A 17,496-nucleotide genomic window follows, 5' to 3' on the forward strand; every position below is an offset into this window, starting at 1 on the left:
GTAAGGAAAAAGCAATGCAACGAATCATGCTGCGAGGCAAACTGCATCAGGCCCGCGTTACCCATGCGGTACTGAATTACGAAGGCTCCTGTGGAATCGATCAAGACCTGTTGGATGCTGCCGGTATCGTCGAATATGAAGCGATCGATATCTACAACGTCGAGAATGGTGAGCGTTTCTCTACTTATGCCATTTCCGGTGAACGCGGTTCCCGCATGATCTCCCTGAACGGCGCAGCAGCGCGGAAAGCGGCTGTTGGTGACCGCGTCATTATTTGTGCTTACGGCCCGATGACCGAAGATGAAGTGAAACAGCATAAACCGCGACTGGTTTATCTGGATGCCCAGAACAATATTGTTCGAACCAGTAAAGACATTCCGCTGCAACTGGCCTGATAAAGGCCAGTTTTCTTTCTACCTGCCGGAACAGAATTTGCGATGACACAACCCATACAGCTGATCGTCGGACTGGCCAATCCGGGTCCGGAATATGCCAATACCCGGCATAATGCCGGCGCCTGGTATGTGGCTGAGCTGGCTGATCGTTACAATGGCTCTTTGCGCGAAGATCCCAAATATTTCGGTATTACCGGCCGCATTCAGATCAACGGCCAAGATGTCAGATTACTCATTCCGACGACCTTTATGAATCTGAGCGGTAGATCTGTCGCGGCATTAGCCAAATTTTTTCAGATCCCGCCGGAAAGCATTCTGGTTGCCCATGATGAACTGGATCTGCCACCAGGGATTGCCAAATTCAAACAAGGCGGCGGTCATGGTGGTCATAACGGCCTGAAAGACATCATCAGCAAACTGGGCAATAACAATCAGTTTCATCGGCTGCGGATTGGTATTGGCCACCCGGGAAGCAAAGAACAGGTGGTCGGCTTTGTACTGACCAAGGCGCCTAAAGCTGAGCAGCAACTGATTGATGCCGCACTGGATGAAGCCGTGCGCGCAACTGATATACTATTTACCAATGATATGACCAAAGCCATGAATCGCTTACACAGCTTCAAGGCTACTGCCTGATATTGAGGAATCAACCACTATGGGTTTTAAATGCGGCATCGTCGGCTTGCCAAACGTAGGCAAGTCCACCCTGTTCAACGCACTGACTAAAGCGGGCATCGAAGCTGCCAACTTCCCGTTCTGTACTATCGAACCAAATACCGGTGTGGTTCCTATGCCTGATCCACGTCTGGATAAACTGGCCGAAATCATCAAACCGCAGCGCACCGTACCAACTACCATGGAATTCGTCGATATCGCCGGTCTGGTAAAAGGCGCCTCCAAAGGTGAAGGTCTGGGTAACCAGTTCCTGACCAACATCCGTGAAACCGAAGCGATTGGTCACGTGGTTCGCTGCTTTGAAAACGACAACATCATCCACGTTTCCGGCAAAGTGAATCCGGCAGAAGATATTGATACCATCAATACCGAACTGGCACTGGCCGACCTGGACACCTGCGAACGCGCTATTCAGCGTATCCAGAAGAAAGCCAAAGGCGGTGATAAAGACGCCAAAGCGGAACTGGAAGTGCTGGAAAAATGCCTGCCACAGCTGGAACAGGCCGGTATGCTGCGTGCACTGAACCTGAGCGATGCAGAGAAAGCCGTGATCCGTTACCTGAGCTTCCTGACGCTGAAACCAACCATGTACATTGCCAACGTCAATGAAGATGGTTTTGAGAACAATCCGTATCTGGATCAGGTTCGTGAAATTGCGGCTAAAGAAGGTTCTGTGGTTGTGCCGGTTTGTGCTGCTATCGAAGCCGATCTGGCCGAGATGGAAGAAGAAGATCGTGCTGAATTCATGGCTGAACTGGGTCTGGAAGAACCAGGTCTGAACCGCGTAATTCGTGCCGGTTACCAGTTGCTGAACCTGCAGACCTACTTCACCGCCGGTGTGAAAGAAGTACGCGCCTGGACCATCCCGGTAGGTGCTACCGCGCCTCAGGCTGCCGGTAAGATCCATACCGACTTCGAGAAAGGCTTTATCCGCGCACAGACCATCTCTTATGAAGACTTCATCACCTACAAAGGTGAACAAGGGGCCAAAGAAGCTGGCAAGATGCGTGCGGAAGGGAAAGACTACATCGTTAAAGATGGCGATGTCATGAACTTCCTGTTCAACGTCTAAGCAGTATCATACGTTCTGAGTGCCCGCAAATTGCGGGCATTTTTATTTCTGCTCAATAAAAGACCTTAATCACCACACTACCTGTTTCATGATAGGTTCTGACAAGCATCCGCAGCCAGATGCATCTCCTGTTCTGTGAGCCAGTCACGGTAAATATGTACAGAACCAGTGGTATGCTCACACAACAATTCTGCGGCCGGGACCATCATGAATCGCATCATGTTACAGGTTGCTGGTCATCATTCATTCTACAGCTTCGTCCATTCTATAGCTTTGCTTTATTTCGATTTCACTTAAAAGCTTTCGTTCGAAGTTTATTTTGATTTGCATCAATAAATATTGAGGTACGTATTTATATAGTTAGTTTTGTAAACTAACTCACAGGAGAGAAAGATGGAGTTTTATCTTGATAGCGCAGACCTGAACGCCATTGAACGTTTAGCCCGCTTTATGCCAATTCATGGTGTGACGACTAACCCAAGTATCATCGCCAAAGGCGGTAAACCATTAGCACAGGCATTACCAGCTCTGCGCTCAATCATTGGGCCAGACAAAATTCTTTTCGCTCAGGTCATGTCTGAAAAAGCAGAAGACATGGTGAAAGAAGCTGAACATCTGCAAACGCTGGATGAGAAACTGGTTGTCAAAGTACCGGTTACCCCTGAAGGTTTGCTGGCAATGCAACAACTGAAAACACGCAATATTCTGACACTGGGAACGGCCGTGTACTCACCCATGCAGGCATTCATGGCCGCACTGGCCGGTGCCAGCTATGTGGCCCCTTATGTCAACCGTATCGATGCACAGGGCGGCAGCGGCATCAAATGTGTTCAGGAACTGCAGCAACTGCTGACCTTGCATGCCCCACACTGTCAGATTCTCGCTGCCAGCTTTAAAACGCCGCGCCAAGTACTGGACTGTCTGTTGGCTGGATGCACCAGTGTGACCTTGCCGATTGATGTTGCAGAGCAATTGGTCCGCAGCCCGGCAGTTGATGCTGCTATTGCGCAATTTAATCAGGATTGGCAGCTGGCATTTGGTGCCTGACGGATTGCTGTGGTTTGACTAAAACTACAGCAAAACCAGTAGATAAGCTGTTCAATCAGTTAATTTGCGGATAAGTTTTAAGCATACAGAACAGGAACAATAAAAAAGGGTTGACGGTAACTGCGCATATACGCATAATGCGCCCCGCACAGTTCAGCAGCCCTGCTGAGTTGTTCAGGTGTTGGCTATGTAGCTCAGTTGGTTAGAGCATCGCACTCATAATGCGGGGGTCACAGGTTCGAATCCCGTCATAGCCACCATTACTGGGGTGTCGCCAAGCGGTAAGGCAGTGGATTCTGATTCCACCATACCAAGGTTCGAATCCTTGCACCCCAGCCACTTTTTCTTCCCAGTTGGGGTATCGCCAAGCGGTAAGGCAGCGGGTTTTGATCCCGCCATACCCAGGTTCGAATCCTGGTACCCCAGCCATCTTGATGAAAAAAATTTCGTTGGGGTATCGCCAAGCGGTAAGGCAGCGGGTTTTGATCCCGCCATACCCAGGTTCGAATCCTGGTACCCCAGCCATGCTTTACGTTTTAAACGGCTATGTAGCTCAGTTGGTTAGAGCATCGCACTCATAATGCGAGGGTCACAGGTTCGAATCCCGTCATAGCCACCATTCCCCTTCTTTCAGCTTCGCTTCTCTTTTTCAGCTTCGGCTTTTGCCGCTTTCATCTGCTGTTGTGCCTTAAGCTGCTGTTCTTTTAATTGCTTCTCTTTTAATACTTTCAATTCGACGGTCAGTGCCTGCATTTTCTGCGTCAAAATCACCAGATCAGACTGTAGTTTGGCTTCATTACTCTGACTGGCACAGCCGGTCGCGACAAATAGCACTGTCAGTAAAACGAGGTAACGGGTAGGTTTACTGTATGACATACACGCCTCCTGTTGTGAACGCTGGTCGGATAAAAACAGGGAAAATCCGGATGTAAAAAAAAAGCAGATCGTCATCCGATCTGCTTCTGATATATCTGGTTACCTGACAACCGGTTAGCCGATATGAGTCAAGCCACCCATATACGGACGCAGCACTTCCGGCACTTCAATACGGCCATCCGCCTGCTGGTAGTTTTCCAGCACAGCGACCAGCGTACGGCCAACCGCCAGACCAGAACCATTCAGGGTATGCAGCAGTTGTGGTTTGCCATCAGCACCACGCACACGCGCCTGCATGCGGCGCGCCTGGAAATCGGTACAGTTCGAGCAGGAGGAAATCTCGCGGTAAGTATTCTGTGCTGGCAGCCAGACCTCCAGATCATAAGTCTTGGCCGCAGAGAAGCCCATATCACCGGTACACAGCGCAACGACACGATATGGCAAGCCGAGCAGTTGCAGTACTTTCTCGGCATGACCGGTCATCTCTTCCAGCGCATCCCATGATTTTTCAGGATGAACCAGCTGCACCATTTCGACTTTATCGAACTGATGCATACGGATCAGACCGCGGGTATCGCGACCGTAAGAGCCCGCTTCAGAACGGAAGCACGGACTGTGCGCGGTCATTTTTACCGGCAGCGCTTTCTCATCAAAAATTTCATCACGCGCGATATTGGTCAACGGCACTTCAGCAGTCGGGATCAGGGAGAATTTGCGTACTTTGCCCTCTTCATCCCCTTCGCCATTAATCGCGGTGTGGAACAGATCTTCGGCAAATTTAGGCAACTGACCAGTGCCCAGCAGGCTGTCAGCGTTCACCAGATAAGGCACATAGCATTCGGTGTAACCGTGTTGCTGTGTGTGCAGATCCAGCATGAACTGAGCCAATGCACGGTGCATGCGGGCAATTTGCCCTTTCAGTACCACAAAACGGGAACCGGAAATTTTGGTCGCGGTTGTGAAATCCAGACCGCCATTATCTTCACCGACAGCAACGTGATCTTTGATTTCAAAATCAAACTGACGTGGTGTACCCCAGCGACGAACTTCCACGTTTTCACTTTCGTCTTTACCTACCGGCACTGTGTCTGCAGGCAGGTTAGGCACCAGCAATGCGATCTGACGCAGCTGTTCCAGAATTTCATCCTGCTGCTTTTTGCATTGCTCCAGCTCATCGCCCAGCGAACCAACCTGCGCCATCAGCGGCGCAACATCCTCGCCGCGACGCTTGGCTTCGCCAATCGCCTTAGAGCGGGCATTACGATCTGCCTGCAGTTCCTGGGTACGGGTCTGAAGCACTTTACGCTGTTCTTCCAGCGCGTTGATAGTAGCCACATCCAGTTTGTAGCCACGCAGAGCCAGACGCTCGGCAGCTGTTTCGATGTCACTACGCAGAAATTTAGGATCAAGCATGATAAACCTGCTGTATATGCGAAATTATTGGAGTAATAGAACGATCCGCGACCAAATAAACGTCGTCGATGACTGCAGTTTACCAAAAGCAACCGGTGGCGGGTACGTCCAAACGAGGATTATTCTGTTTTGATAACGTCAGGAACGGGATTTTGGATAACGCTGGAAAGTGGTTTGCGCATCCAGCTCCGCCAGATAGTTTAATTTTTGTGCGATCTGTTTTTCAGCACCACGTTCTGACGGCATGTAATATTCCCGGCCTTCCAGCTCCGGCGGGAAATAGCACTCCCCGGCAGCATAGGCGCCCGGCTCATTGTGGGCATAGCGATACTCTTCGCCGTATCCCAGAGACGCCATCAGTTTGGTTGGCGCGTTGCGCAGATGTGGCGGAACCTCATAATCGGGCTGCGTTTTCGCATCCTGCAATGCCGCCTTCCAGGCCACATAAACTGCATTACTTTTCGGTGCGCAGGCCAGATAAACCACCGCCTGCGCGATGGCCCGCTCTCCTTCGGCCGGCCCTACCCGCTCAAAGCAATCCCAGGCAGCCAAAGCAACCCGCATCGCATTCGGATCGGCGTTGCCTATATCTTCCGAGGCTATCGCCAGCAACCGGCGGGCCACGTACAGCGGATCACCGCCAGCGGCGACAATACGCGCATACCAGTAAAGACCGGCTTGCGGATCAGAGCCGCGAATGGATTTGTGAAATGCGGAGATCAGGTCGTAATAGACATCCCCCTGATTATCAAAACGCGCCACTTTTTCACCGGATACTGCCGCCAGCAAATGACGGTCGATATGTTTTACACCATTTTGGCTGTCGGCCATATCGTTCAGCAGTTCAAGATAGTTCAGCGCCTTGCGGGCATCGCCATCCACCAGTTGCACCAATGCCTTGAGTACACCATCCTCAAACTGTAGCTGTTCCCCGGCCAGACCTCTGGGATCAGTTAACGCCTGCTGCACGACCAGAGAAATGTCATCTTCGGTCAGTCGTTTCAGCAGATACACCCGCGCACGGGACAACAAGGCGTTATTCAGTTCAAAGGAGGGATTTTCCGTGGTGGCGCCAACAAAGATGATCGTGCCATCCTCGATATGAGGTAAAAAGGCATCCTGCTGGCTTTTATTGAAACGGTGCACCTCATCGACAAACAGCAAGGTACGCCGTCCGCGATAGCTATTATCTTTTGCGCGATCGATCGCCGCCCGGATCTCTTTCACTCCGGAGGTAACAGCGGAAATCCGTTCTACGTCCGCCTGACAGTAGCGGGCCATCAGTTCGGCCAGTGTGGTTTTGCCAGTACCGGGAGGCCCCCACAGGATCATGGAGTGACAATGCCCGGCTTCTATCGCCCGTCGCAGCGGTTTACCTTCAGCCAGCAGATGACTCTGGCCAATATACTGTTCTAACCGCTCTGGCCGCATACGTGCAGCCAGAGGGCGGAAATCAGCAGCAAAATCCAGCGACAGATTGCTCATCAGCGTTGATCGTCAACCGTCACACCTTCCGGTGTGCTGAATTTGAAGGTATCAGGCTTAATCGCCGGATTGGTATTAAACGAAGAAAGGGTAAACTCGCTGCGTTGTCCCTGCGCTTCGTTCACTTCCATTCGGGTAATACGGTTCTGGCTGTCAAACACCATACGTAACGACTCGATCCGCTGATCTTTCTTTTTGCTGGTGATCGTAAAGGCAGAGCCATCCTGATCGATCAGGTAGTTTTTCCAGATCTTGTCGTCAGTGCTGGAGATAAGCAGGAACGGCGTGTTCACCACGGCCTGGCTCAGGTTCATGACCGTAACCTGCTCGACAAACGGATCATACAGCCATACCGCCTTCCCGTCTGACAGGATCAGATTATCGTCCGGTTGCTTTGCTTCCCAGCGGAAATGATCCGGACGCTGCAGGACCATTTCACCACTGCCTTTCTGCAGCGGCTTACCCTGAGCATCCAGAACTTCCTGTTCAAAATGAGCACTGAACTGGCGCAGACCCGCCAGTTTTTTCTTTAATACCGCACTGTCATCCGCTAGGGCATTAAAACTTAACGACCAGATGCAGGCAGTTAAACCCGCTGTACACCATTTAGCCACAGTTCTCATATTAGTCTCTCATTGATGACGGAGCCAGCACCTCGCGCTGTCCGTTACTACCTGGTGCACTAACTATTCCCTGTGCTTCCATCTGCTCAATCAACCGGGCAGCGCGGTTATAACCGATTTTAAAACGACGCTGAACACTGGAGGTCGAGCCTCGACGTGACTCTACTACGAATTCAACCGCTTCATCAAACAATGGATCCAAATCTTCATCGCGGCTGGTCTGTTCACCCGGCAAGGCATTTTCAGCCGTGATCTCACCATTCAGGATTTCATCAATATAATTAGGTTCGCCGCGTAATTTCCAGTCATCAACGACCCGGTGTACCTCATTGTCACTCACGAAAGCACCATGCACACGGGTTGGTGTGCTGTCACCGGCCGGCATATACAGCATATCCCCCATCCCCAGCAGCGCTTCGGCACCCTGCTGGTCCAGAATGGTACGCGAGTCGATCTTCGACGATACCTGGAATGAGATTCGGGTCGGTATGTTCGCCTTGATCAGACCGGTAATCACATCCACCGATGGACGCTGGGTGGCCAGAATCAGATGAATACCTGCCGCACGCGCCTTCTGGGCAATACGCGCGATCAGTTCTTCGACCTTCTTGCCAACCATCATCATCATGTCGGCAAATTCGTCCACGACCACCACGATATGCGGTAAGCGCTCCAGATCCGGTGCTTCCTCATCGAACGAATCGCCCGGACGCCAGAACGGATCCTTGATCGGATTGCCGGAATCGATCGCACCGCCAATCTTGGCGTTATAGCCTTTCAGGTTACGCACGCCCATCACGGACATCAGCTTATAACGACGTTCCATCTCGCCCACACACCAGCGCAGCGCATTGGCCGCATCTTTCATGTCGGTCACCACCTCGGTGAGCAGATGCGGAATGCCTTCATAGACAGACAATTCCAGCATTTTCGGGTCAATCATGATGAAACGGACTTCTTCCGGCGATGCCTTATACAGCATCGAGATGATCATGGCGTTCACACCGACAGACTTACCGGAACCGGTCGTACCGGCAACCAGCACGTGAGGCATTTTCGCCAGATCGACAACAGAGGGTTCACCGGCAATATCCTGCCCCAGCACCAGCGTCAGCGGGCTGCTCGCCTGACGGAACGGTTCACTGTCCAGCACTTCCCGCAGATGCACGGTCTGACGGTGGCGGTTTGGCAGTTCCAGACCCACATACGGTTTACCCGGAATCACTTCCACCACGCGTACACTTACCGCCGACAGTGAACGAGCCAGATCACGGGACAGACCTGTGATCTTGCTGGCCTTCATGCCCGGTGCCAGATCCAGTTCAAAACGGGTGATCACGGGGCCAGGATAAACACCGACCACTCGAGCCTGGACGTTGTAATCAGCCAGTTTGGATTCAACCAGACGCGCAATACGATCCAGTTCCTCTTTGCTCATGGTTTGTATTTTCGCCGGCGGTGTATCCAGCAGGGAGAACGCGGGCAAATCACCGATTGCCGCCTTTTTACGTGCCTTTTCAAGCAGTGCCTGTTCAGCCAGCTGCAATGGCGTTGGTGCCGACGGTGCAGTTGGAACTACCGGCGCGGCGGGTTTGGCAACAACCGGTGCAGGTGTTACAGGCACAGTCACGGCAGGTGTAGTAGCAGCTGGTGTGTTTTCCTTGTTCTCTTCGGACCAAGGCAGAGTCGGCTCCCAGTCATCCTCATCTTCCAGCGCTGACCAGCTGGCAGTAAAGGTTGGCTCACTGCGGGCCGACGCATTTTCTCTGGCCGCATTCAGATTAAACTCCGGTTCGCGACGCTCGGAGACTGCGGATGCAGCCGGTGCCGGAACCTCATCATCCAGATCGTCATCCAGCTCGGTCTCGGCCACCACAGCAGGCTTACGGCTGAATGAAAAACGTGGCGCACTGCGGCGAGGCAGCAGATCCTCATCTACACCGACCGGAGACGGAATAAAGTCATCGTCGTCATCATCAGCAAAGACATCATCGGCAGAATCGTGATGAACACGCTGATAACCCGCCTTGCCCGCAAACCAGCCCACAATCCGGCCAGGCAGCGTATAAATAAAATTCAGTGACCCGGTGACGGCTTCACCGATTTTTTCTGCCAGCATCAGCCAGGACCAGCCGGTAAACAGGGTGATACTGGCCGCAATCAGGCAGAGTAATACCAGTGTGGTGCCCAGTTGACCAAAGATAGGCAGAATAGCCGTATACAGCATGTCGCCGATCAGACCACCGGAAGAGAAATTATGGATATCGGTAAAATTCATACTTCCCATGGCGGACATAGAAAGGAACAAGGCAATGAAACCGATAATCCGCAGACCCAGCGCAAAGTAATCCACTTCCAGCAAGCGGTAAGGTTTCCAGAATACCGCCCACCCCAACGCCACCAGCAGAACCGGGATCAGATAGGCGAATACACCAAAAACAAAAAACATCAGATCGGCCAGCCAGGCACCGGCACTTCCGGCGGCATTATGTACTTTGCCACCCCAGGCTGTTTGTGACCATCCCGGATCAGAGGGATGATAGGTAAATAACGAAAGCACCATGAACAACGCGGCTACCGTTAAAATTATTAGCCCCGTCTCAAAAATCCGCCGTAAACCTGACATCGGCGTAAACTTTCCAGCAGCCAAACCTATACTCCTTATTGGAAAGTACTCATTATGCGTCTGAGAATATTGAGAATAACGATACTCAGACGTGAAATCTGCGGCTTATTATAAGCGGTCGTGAGGGAATAGGTACAATTCTGTTATGAGGGATAACAGACAAAGCCCGTGCGGAAACACGGGCTGAACGCTTAGCGGGTATTAATGACCAGACGGCTGGTCTGTTTAACCTCTTCCATGACCACGTAGGTCCGGGTATCACTCACACCTGGCAGACGCAGCAGAGTTTCACCTAACAAACGACGATATGCAGACATATCGGGAACACGCGTCTTTAACAAATAGTCGAAATCACCAGAAACCAGATGGCATTCCTGTATTTCTTCTAATGACAGAACGGCTTTATTGAATTCCTCAAATACATCCGGCGCACCCTTTTGCAGTGTGATCTCAACGAATACCAGCAGCGATGCTTCCAGGTAGTGTGGATTAAGAATTGCGGTATAGCCCTCAATAAATCCTTGTCTTTCCAGACGTCTTACTCGTTCCAGACAAGGCGTCGGGCTTAACCCAACACGTTTTGACAGCTCAACGTTAGAGATACGGCCATCTTTCTGCAGTTCATTCAGGATGTTTCTATCTATACGATCCAAATCCCTGAGTCTGATCTGTTCTTCCAGCATTTCCTTCCACCTTAGATATGAAACACAGTGATAATCACTATTTGTTTTATAATGAACAAACTAAACTTTTATAAGATCATAGCCAGACTATGTCAATATTCCTTTATTGTCCAAGTTGAGGGTAAACAGCATAATCATCTGTATTTACAAGGAGATAGCAGCATGATCATCGGAGTACCTAAGGAAATAAAAATCCATGAATATCGCATAGGTATGACACCAGCCAGTGTACGCGAATTGACCGCAAGAGGCCACACTGTACTGGTAGAAACTGATGCAGGCAAAGCAATTGGTTATACAGATGCGCATTATCTGGCCGCCGGAGCTGAAATTACAGGCTCTGCAGCGGATATTTTTGCCACCGCAGAAATGATTGTAAAAGTGAAAGAACCTCAGCCGGTTGAACGCGCTCTCCTACGGCCGGGACAAATTTTATTCACTTATTTACATCTGGCGCCCGATCTGGCGCAAACGCAGGATCTGCTGCAAAGCAGGGCTATCTGTATTGCCTATGAAACCGTCACCGATGATAAAGGCGGCTTGCCATTACTCGCACCCATGTCAGAAGTCGCAGGCAGGATGGCGATTCATGCAGGGGCCTCGATTCTGGAACGCTCGCACGGCGGTGCCGGCATCTTGTTAGGCGGCGTCCCCGGAGTTGCTCCGGCGAAAGTGGCTATTCTGGGTGGCGGCGTTGTCGGTTCGAATGCGGCCAGAATGGCGATTGGTATGCGGGCCGATGTCACCGTGCTGGACCGGAATACTGATACCCTGCGCCATCTGGACAGTGAGTTTAAGGGCGCGGCCAAGCTCATCTACTCGACGTCGGAATCGATTGAACATGCTGTGCTGGAGGCTGATCTGGTTATCGGTGCGGTTTTATTACCCGGTGCGACGGCGCCCAAACTGATCACGGCAGATATGGTCAAGAAAATGAAGGCGGGCTCAGCGATTGTCGATGTGGCCATTGATCAGGGGGGCTGCGCGGCCACCTCACATCCGACCACACACAGTGCCCCGACCTATCTGGTCGATGAGGTCGTACATTATTGCGTGGCCAATATGCCTGGGGCGGTTGCCAGAACATCCACGCAGGCCCTCAACAATGCCACGCTGCCTTTTATCATCAAACTGGCCAAACAAGGTTATGCCGAGGCGCTGCGTAACGACAGGCATCTGCGCAACGGTCTGAATATATTCAAAGGTCAGCTCACCTGCGCGGAGGTGGGTCTTGCACACGCTCTGCCAACAATTTCGCCAGAGCAGGCACTAGGACTCCGTGAATAGCAACATCTCTCCGTGCAGCAGAAACCGGGAAAAAAGACAGATAATATATAATTTATCTGCCTTTTTTCTTCTCTACTTATACACAAATGCTATTTAATAGATAAAACCGATTAGTCTAATCGGTTTCTCCTGCTTTACCCCACGTAATTCATTTTTTATTATTTGGCTAATAAATTGTTAAAGGATATCGCCATGAGCCAAGTAAAACACAGTAAGTTGCTGATTCTCGGATCAGGCCCGGCAGGATATACCGCTGCCGTCTATGCGGCCCGCGCCAATCTGAGTCCGGTATTGATCACGGGTATGCAGCAAGGTGGCCAGCTCACCACCACCACTGAAATTGAAAACTGGCCCGGCGACGCGGAAGGCCTGACCGGTCCGGCGCTGATGGATCGCATGAAAGCACATGCAGAGCATTTTGATACGCAGATCCTCTTCGATCATATCAATGCGGTTGAACTGCAACAGAAACCGTTCCGTCTGAAAGGTGATAATGGCGAATACACTTGTGATGCCCTGATCATCGCTACTGGTGCTTCAGCCCGTTATCTGGGACTGGACTCCGAGGAAGCGTTTAAAGGCCGCGGCGTGTCTGCCTGTGCCACCTGTGATGGTTTCTTCTACCGTGGCCAGAAAGTTGCCGTGGTAGGTGGTGGTAACACAGCGGTTGAAGAAGCATTGTATCTGTCAAACATTGCATCCGAAGTTCATCTGATCCACCGTCGTGATACTTTCCGTTCAGAAAAAATTCTGATCAAGCGTCTTTACGACAAGGTAGAACAAGGCATCATCAAACTGCATCTCGACCGTACTCTGGAAGAGGTACTGGGTGATGAGATGGGTGTCACCGGCGTGCGTCTGCGCAGTACCAAAGATGATTCACTGGAAGATGTGGACGTGATGGGCGCTTTCATCGCGATCGGTCACAGCCCGAATACCGCCATTTTTGAAGGTCAGCTGGACATGCAGAATGGCTATCTGAAAGTGAAAGGCGGCAGTGAAGGTTTTGCCACTCAGACCAGCATTGAAGGCGTCTTTGCCGCCGGTGACGTTGCCGATCATATCTACCGTCAGGCCATTACGTCTGCCGGTACCGGTTGTATGGCCGCGCTGGATGCGGAACGTTATCTGGATAGTCTGGCGAAATAATCGACCTCGCTCTCTTCTTCTGAATGCCGCCTTGTGCGGCATTTTTTATGGCAGCGACATGACGCCATCCGAAAACCAGACATGCTATTATCAGATAAGAGTGTCTTTGCAAGTGAATGCTTTTAATGACGATTTATCTGACACAATTGGATTCCAGCTTATATTTTCCGCCACCAGAGGAAGCCTTGACCGAACCCAACGGCTTACTGGCCATCGGCGGCGATCTCTCTCCGTCCCGTTTACTGACTGCTTATTATAACGGCATATTCCCCTGGTACAGTGCTTATCAGCCTATTCTCTGGTGGTCGCCTGATCCGCGCGGCGTCTTACCGGTGGCTGAATTGCATATCAGCCGCTCACTGAAAAAAACGCTGAACAATACCACGCTGCATTTTACGCTGAACCATGCCTTTATGGAGGTAGTCGCCGCTTGTGCAGAACCAAGACGTGATTCCGAAGACACCTGGATCACCAGTGAATTCATGCAGTCCTATGCCATATTACATGAGATGGGACAGGCACATTCCATCGAGGTCTGGGACCGGGATAAACTGGTAGGTGGCCTGTATGGCCTCAGCATCGGCAAACTGTTCTGTGGTGAATCGATGTTTCACCGGCAGCCGGACTCATCCAAAATGGCACTGGTGGCCCTCTGCCGGCATTTGTCGCGGTATGATGCCCCGCTGATTGATTGTCAGATGCAGAATAGCTATCTCGAAACGATGGGGGTACAGGAGTGGCCCCGGGCCAGATTTTTACGCCGACTGGCTGAGTTGCGCGATCAAACCTTTCCGGCAGAATGCTGGCAACCACAGGTACTGACACTATGAATCCGACGCCCTTGCGGGTTGGCATCACCCCCGCGCACACCTGCAGTTACCTGCCGGATCAAGATGAACAGCTGATTGTGTTGCTGGATGACAGTTACCGGAATGCGCCTGGCTACGAGACGTTGCTGCAAGCCGGTTTCCGCCGTAGTGGCAATGATATTTACCGGCCGCACTGTGCCCAATGCTCCGCCTGTCAGTCATTGCGGATTAAAGCCACCGAATTTCAGCCCAACCGCAACCAGAAGCGGGTATTAAACAAGAACCGTGATCTCCGGTGGCAACTCAATGATACCGATAAACCGGCTTACTACGCACTGTATGAGCGCTATATCAGCCAGCGGCACGCCGATGGCAGCATGTATCCGCCCGGTTACAATCAGTACAAACAGTTTCTGTTTGCCGACTGGCTCAACCCGGTATTCATTGAGTTTTATCACGCCGAACGATTAATCGCGGTAGCCGTGACCGATGTGCTGGCCGACAGTCTGAGCGCCATGTATACCTTCTATGATCCGGAGTATGAATCACGCTCACTGGGCACTTACGCCATTCTCATCCAATTAGAACTGACATTGCATATGCACCGGACTTACCTTTATCTCGGCTATCAGGTCGATAACTGCCGGAAGATGAATTACAAATCTGCCTACCTGCCGCATGAGCGTCTGGAAAATAAAGTCTGGAAAAAATACGGCATTACGGCTGACCGAACTTTACACAACCGGTGAAATCCGGCATGATCCAGCAGATTTTTTTGGTGGTAATTACGAGGATTCAATGTCTAAAGAAGACAGTATCGAGATGCAAGGGACGATTCTGGAGACCCTGCCTAATACAATGTTCCGTGTTGAACTTGAAAATGGTCACGTGGTAACGGCTCATATCTCCGGCAAAATGCGCAAAAACTATATCCGTATTCTGACCGGTGACAAAGTAACAGTGCAGCTGACTCCCTACGACCTGTCCAAAGGTCGCATCGTATTCCGTTCTCGTTAAGATCCAGATAGAAAAAAGCCCCAGTTGTATCCGGGGCTTTTTTTCTGGTCTTAACGCCGGTTACGGCTGCAGGACACTCTCCGGGTTCGGCATATAGTCAAACTTCAGTTTGTCATCCTGCAAATCAACTTTCACGCTACCGCCAGACACCAGCTCACCAAACAACAGCTCATTGGCCAGCGGTTTCTTCATCTGTTCCTGAATCAGACGACTCATCGGGCGTGCCCCCATGGCTTTGTCATAACCTTTTTCTGCCAGCCAGTGACGGGCTGCTGACGTAACCTCCAGCGACACGCCTTTGGCATCCAGCTGCGCCTGCAGTTCAACAATAAACTTATCCACTACCTGATGGATCACATCCATATCCAGATGGTTGAACCAGATTATATTGTCTAACCGGTTGCGGAATTCCGGGGTAAAAGTGCGGTTGATTTCCGACAGGGCATCATGACTGTGATCCTGTTGCTGGAAGCCAATCGATTTACGCTGTGTTTCCTGTACCCCACAGTTGGTGGTCATCACCAGTACCACATTGCGGAAATCGGCTTTGCGGCCATTGTTGTCGGTCAGCGTCCCGTTATCCATTACCTGCAACAACAGGTTGAATACATCCGGATGTGCCTTTTCAATCTCGTCCAGCAACACCACACAATGCGGCTGCTTGATGACTGCATCAGTCAGCAGGCCACCCTGTTCATAGCCGACATAGCCGGGAGGTGCGCCAATCAGACGGGATACGGTATGACGCTCCATGTATTCCGACATATCAAAGCGCAGCAGTTCAATACCCATCGCTTTCGCCAGTTGCAGGGTGACTTCGGTCTTACCCACCCCGGTCGGACCGGCAAACAGGAAGGAACCCACCGGACGGTGTTCATTACCCAGTCCCGAACGGCTGAGACGGATAGCATCGGTCAGCACTTCAATCGCTTTATCCTGACCAAACACCACCATCTTCAGATTGCGCTCCAGATTACGCAGAATATCGCGATCACTGGAAGAGACTGATTTTTCAGGGATACGGGCAATTTTCGCCACAATGGCTTCAATATCCGGCACATTGATGATTTTTTTACGTTTACTTGGCGGTAGCAGACGCTGGCTGGCACCTACTTCATCAATCACATCAATCGCTTTATCCGGCAGGTGACGATCATTGATGTATTTGGCCGCAAGTTCGGCCGCCGCCCGCAGCGCCTTGTTGGTGTAACGCACATTATGGTGTTCTTCATAACGTGGTTTCAGACCAATCAGGATCTTGGTAGTGTCTTCAACAGACGGTTCTGCGATATCGATTTTCTGGAAACGGCGTGCCAGCGCATGGTCTTTTTCGAAAACCTGCGAGTATTCCTGATAGGTCGTCGACCCCATGCAACGTAGCTGGCCGGAAGAAAGAATCGGTTTAATCAGGTTCGCGGCATCCAGCTGACCACCGGAAGCCGCACCGGCACCAATGATGGTATGAATTTCATCGATAAACAGAATGGCGCCTTTTTCCCGCTCCAGCTGTTTTAATACCACCTTGAACCGTTTTTCGAAATCGCCCCGGTATTTGGTACCGGCCAGCAGAGAGCCCATATCCAGAGAGTAAACGACATTATCGGCAATCACTTCCGGGACATCGCCATGCACAATACGGTAAGCCAGCCCTTCGGCTATGGCCGTTTTACCCACCCCGGCCTCACCCACCAGCAACGGATTGTTCTTACGACGACGGCAGAGGATCTGAATCGTGCGGTTCACTTCCGCATCCCGGCCGATCAGCGGATCAATCTTACCCTCCACCACCTTCTGGTTCAGGTTCGTGACAAAATTTTCAATCTGGTTAGCGGCAGCCTCTTCCCCCATGCCCTCGCCATCGCTGGCATCATGGCCTGAATGGGAATCATCCTGATGCGGTATATCCTTGCGAACGCCATGGGAGATGTAGTTCACGACATCCAGACGATTGATATCGGCTTTTTTCAGGAAATAAACCGCCTGTGACTCCTGTTCGCTGAAGATAGCCACCAGCACATTGGCACCAAAAACTTCATTATGCCCGGAAGACTGAACATGGAAGACGGCACGCTGTAGAACACGCTGAAAACCGAGGGTTGGCTGGGTATCCCGCTCTGAATCGTCTTCAGGGATCAACGGCGTGGTCTGTTCCAGAAAGACGGTCAGTTCCTTGCGCAGTTGGTCAATATCCGCGCCGCATGCCACTAAGGCATCATGAGCAGAGTGGTTATCGATTAACGCCAGCAATAAATGCTCGACTGTCATGAACTCATGACGGGCATCTCTCGCTGCTTTGAATGCCTGGTTAATAGATTTTTCCAGTTCTTTGTTTAGCATGG

The 17,496-nt window shown here is 51.3% G+C and carries 16 protein-coding genes and 5 tRNA genes; 14 read left to right on the forward strand and 7 right to left on the reverse strand.

Annotated elements, in window-relative coordinates; all coding sequences use genetic code 11:
* Positions 1–14 precede the first annotated feature (14 nt).
* The 9 genes from panD to HNR75_RS07120 all read left to right on the forward strand — a co-directional run bounded on the left by panD (position 15) and on the right by HNR75_RS07120 (position 3,808).
* Complete coding sequence (gene panD / locus HNR75_RS07080; protein WP_188026302.1) at positions 15–395, forward strand: aspartate 1-decarboxylase; 381 nt, start codon at positions 15–17, stop codon at positions 393–395.
* 42 nt (positions 396–437) lie between these two features.
* The gene (pth, locus tag HNR75_RS07085) at positions 438–1,031 is read left to right on the forward strand and encodes an aminoacyl-tRNA hydrolase (protein WP_188026303.1); all 594 of its coding nucleotides are present in this window, start codon (positions 438–440) and stop codon (positions 1,029–1,031) included.
* A gap of 19 nt (positions 1,032–1,050) precedes the next feature.
* Positions 1,051–2,142 (forward strand): redox-regulated ATPase YchF, encoded by a 1,092-nt coding sequence (gene ychF / locus HNR75_RS07090; protein ID WP_188026304.1) that lies wholly within the window; start codon positions 1,051–1,053, stop codon positions 2,140–2,142.
* 393 nt (positions 2,143–2,535) lie between these two features.
* The gene (fsa, locus tag HNR75_RS07095; protein ID WP_188026305.1) at positions 2,536–3,189 is read left to right on the forward strand and encodes a fructose-6-phosphate aldolase; all 654 of its coding nucleotides are present in this window, start codon (positions 2,536–2,538) and stop codon (positions 3,187–3,189) included.
* Positions 3,190–3,372: 183 nt separating this feature from the next.
* Positions 3,373–3,449: transfer RNA gene (locus HNR75_RS07100), tRNA-Met, on the forward strand.
* Between the two features lie 4 nt (positions 3,450–3,453).
* Positions 3,454–3,528: transfer RNA gene (locus tag HNR75_RS07105), tRNA-Gln, on the forward strand.
* 15 nt (positions 3,529–3,543) lie between these two features.
* Positions 3,544–3,618, forward strand: a tRNA-Gln gene (locus tag HNR75_RS07110).
* Between the two features lie 21 nt (positions 3,619–3,639).
* Positions 3,640–3,714, forward strand: a tRNA-Gln gene (locus HNR75_RS07115).
* Between the two features lie 17 nt (positions 3,715–3,731).
* Positions 3,732–3,808: transfer RNA gene (locus HNR75_RS07120), tRNA-Met, on the forward strand.
* A gap of 11 nt (positions 3,809–3,819) precedes the next feature.
* On the opposite strand, the gene HNR75_RS07125 is transcribed toward HNR75_RS07120, so the two are convergent.
* The 6 genes from HNR75_RS07125 to lrp form a co-directional block, all read right to left on the reverse strand.
* Positions 3,820–4,065 (reverse strand): hypothetical protein, encoded by a 246-nt coding sequence (locus HNR75_RS07125; RefSeq protein ID WP_188026306.1) that lies wholly within the window; start codon positions 4,063–4,065, stop codon positions 3,820–3,822.
* Between the two features lie 114 nt (positions 4,066–4,179).
* The gene (gene serS, locus HNR75_RS07130) at positions 4,180–5,478 is read right to left on the reverse strand and encodes a serine--tRNA ligase (RefSeq protein WP_188026307.1); all 1,299 of its coding nucleotides are present in this window, start codon (positions 5,476–5,478) and stop codon (positions 4,180–4,182) included.
* 138 nt (positions 5,479–5,616) lie between these two features.
* On the reverse strand, positions 5,617–6,963 hold the full coding sequence (locus HNR75_RS07135; RefSeq protein WP_188026308.1) for a replication-associated recombination protein A: 1,347 nt from the start codon (positions 6,961–6,963) through the stop codon (positions 5,617–5,619).
* Positions 6,963–7,586, reverse strand: a complete 624-nt coding sequence (gene lolA, locus HNR75_RS07140) for an outer membrane lipoprotein periplasmic chaperone LolA (RefSeq protein ID WP_223157811.1) — start codon at positions 7,584–7,586, stop codon at positions 6,963–6,965. Before lolA ends, HNR75_RS07135 begins: the two co-directional genes overlap by 1 nt.
* A 1-nt stretch (position 7,587) precedes the next feature.
* Complete coding sequence (locus HNR75_RS07145; protein WP_281364930.1) at positions 7,588–10,236, reverse strand: DNA translocase FtsK; 2,649 nt, start codon at positions 10,234–10,236, stop codon at positions 7,588–7,590.
* Positions 10,237–10,403: 167 nt separating this feature from the next.
* Positions 10,404–10,895, reverse strand: a complete 492-nt coding sequence (gene lrp, locus HNR75_RS07150; RefSeq protein WP_015879379.1) for a leucine-responsive transcriptional regulator Lrp — start codon at positions 10,893–10,895, stop codon at positions 10,404–10,406.
* A 162-nt stretch (positions 10,896–11,057) separates the two neighbouring features.
* On the opposite strand from lrp, the gene ald reads away from it, so the two are divergent.
* The 5 genes from ald to infA all read left to right on the forward strand — a co-directional run bounded on the left by ald (position 11,058) and on the right by infA (position 15,157).
* Complete coding sequence (gene ald / locus HNR75_RS07155; protein ID WP_188026309.1) at positions 11,058–12,182, forward strand: alanine dehydrogenase; 1,125 nt, start codon at positions 11,058–11,060, stop codon at positions 12,180–12,182.
* A gap of 192 nt (positions 12,183–12,374) precedes the next feature.
* Positions 12,375–13,331, forward strand: coding sequence for a thioredoxin-disulfide reductase (trxB, locus tag HNR75_RS07160; RefSeq protein ID WP_188026310.1), 957 nt, complete (start codon positions 12,375–12,377; stop codon positions 13,329–13,331).
* Positions 13,332–13,456: 125 nt separating this feature from the next.
* Positions 13,457–14,161 carry a leucyl/phenylalanyl-tRNA--protein transferase gene (gene aat, locus HNR75_RS07165; protein ID WP_188026311.1) on the forward strand — a complete coding sequence of 235 codons (705 nt, stop codon included), beginning with the start codon at positions 13,457–13,459 and terminating at the stop codon, positions 14,159–14,161.
* Positions 14,158–14,889, forward strand: a complete 732-nt coding sequence (locus HNR75_RS07170) for an arginyltransferase (RefSeq protein WP_188026312.1) — start codon at positions 14,158–14,160, stop codon at positions 14,887–14,889. The genes aat and HNR75_RS07170 overlap by 4 nt, the downstream gene beginning before the upstream one ends.
* Positions 14,890–14,938: 49 nt before the next feature.
* A complete protein-coding gene (infA, locus tag HNR75_RS07175) occupies positions 14,939–15,157 on the forward strand; it encodes a translation initiation factor IF-1 (RefSeq protein ID WP_015879384.1) in 219 nt (72 codons plus the stop codon).
* Between the two features lie 60 nt (positions 15,158–15,217).
* On the opposite strand, the gene clpA is transcribed toward infA, so the two are convergent.
* Positions 15,218–17,494: an ATP-dependent Clp protease ATP-binding subunit ClpA gene (clpA, locus tag HNR75_RS07180; protein ID WP_188026313.1), complete on the reverse strand. Its 2,277-nt coding sequence runs from the start codon at positions 17,492–17,494 to the stop codon at positions 15,218–15,220.
* Positions 17,495–17,496 lie beyond the last annotated feature (2 nt).

The organism is Tolumonas osonensis, from assembly GCF_014202415.1.
Classification (GTDB): Bacteria; Pseudomonadota; Gammaproteobacteria; order Enterobacterales; family Aeromonadaceae; genus Tolumonas; species Tolumonas osonensis.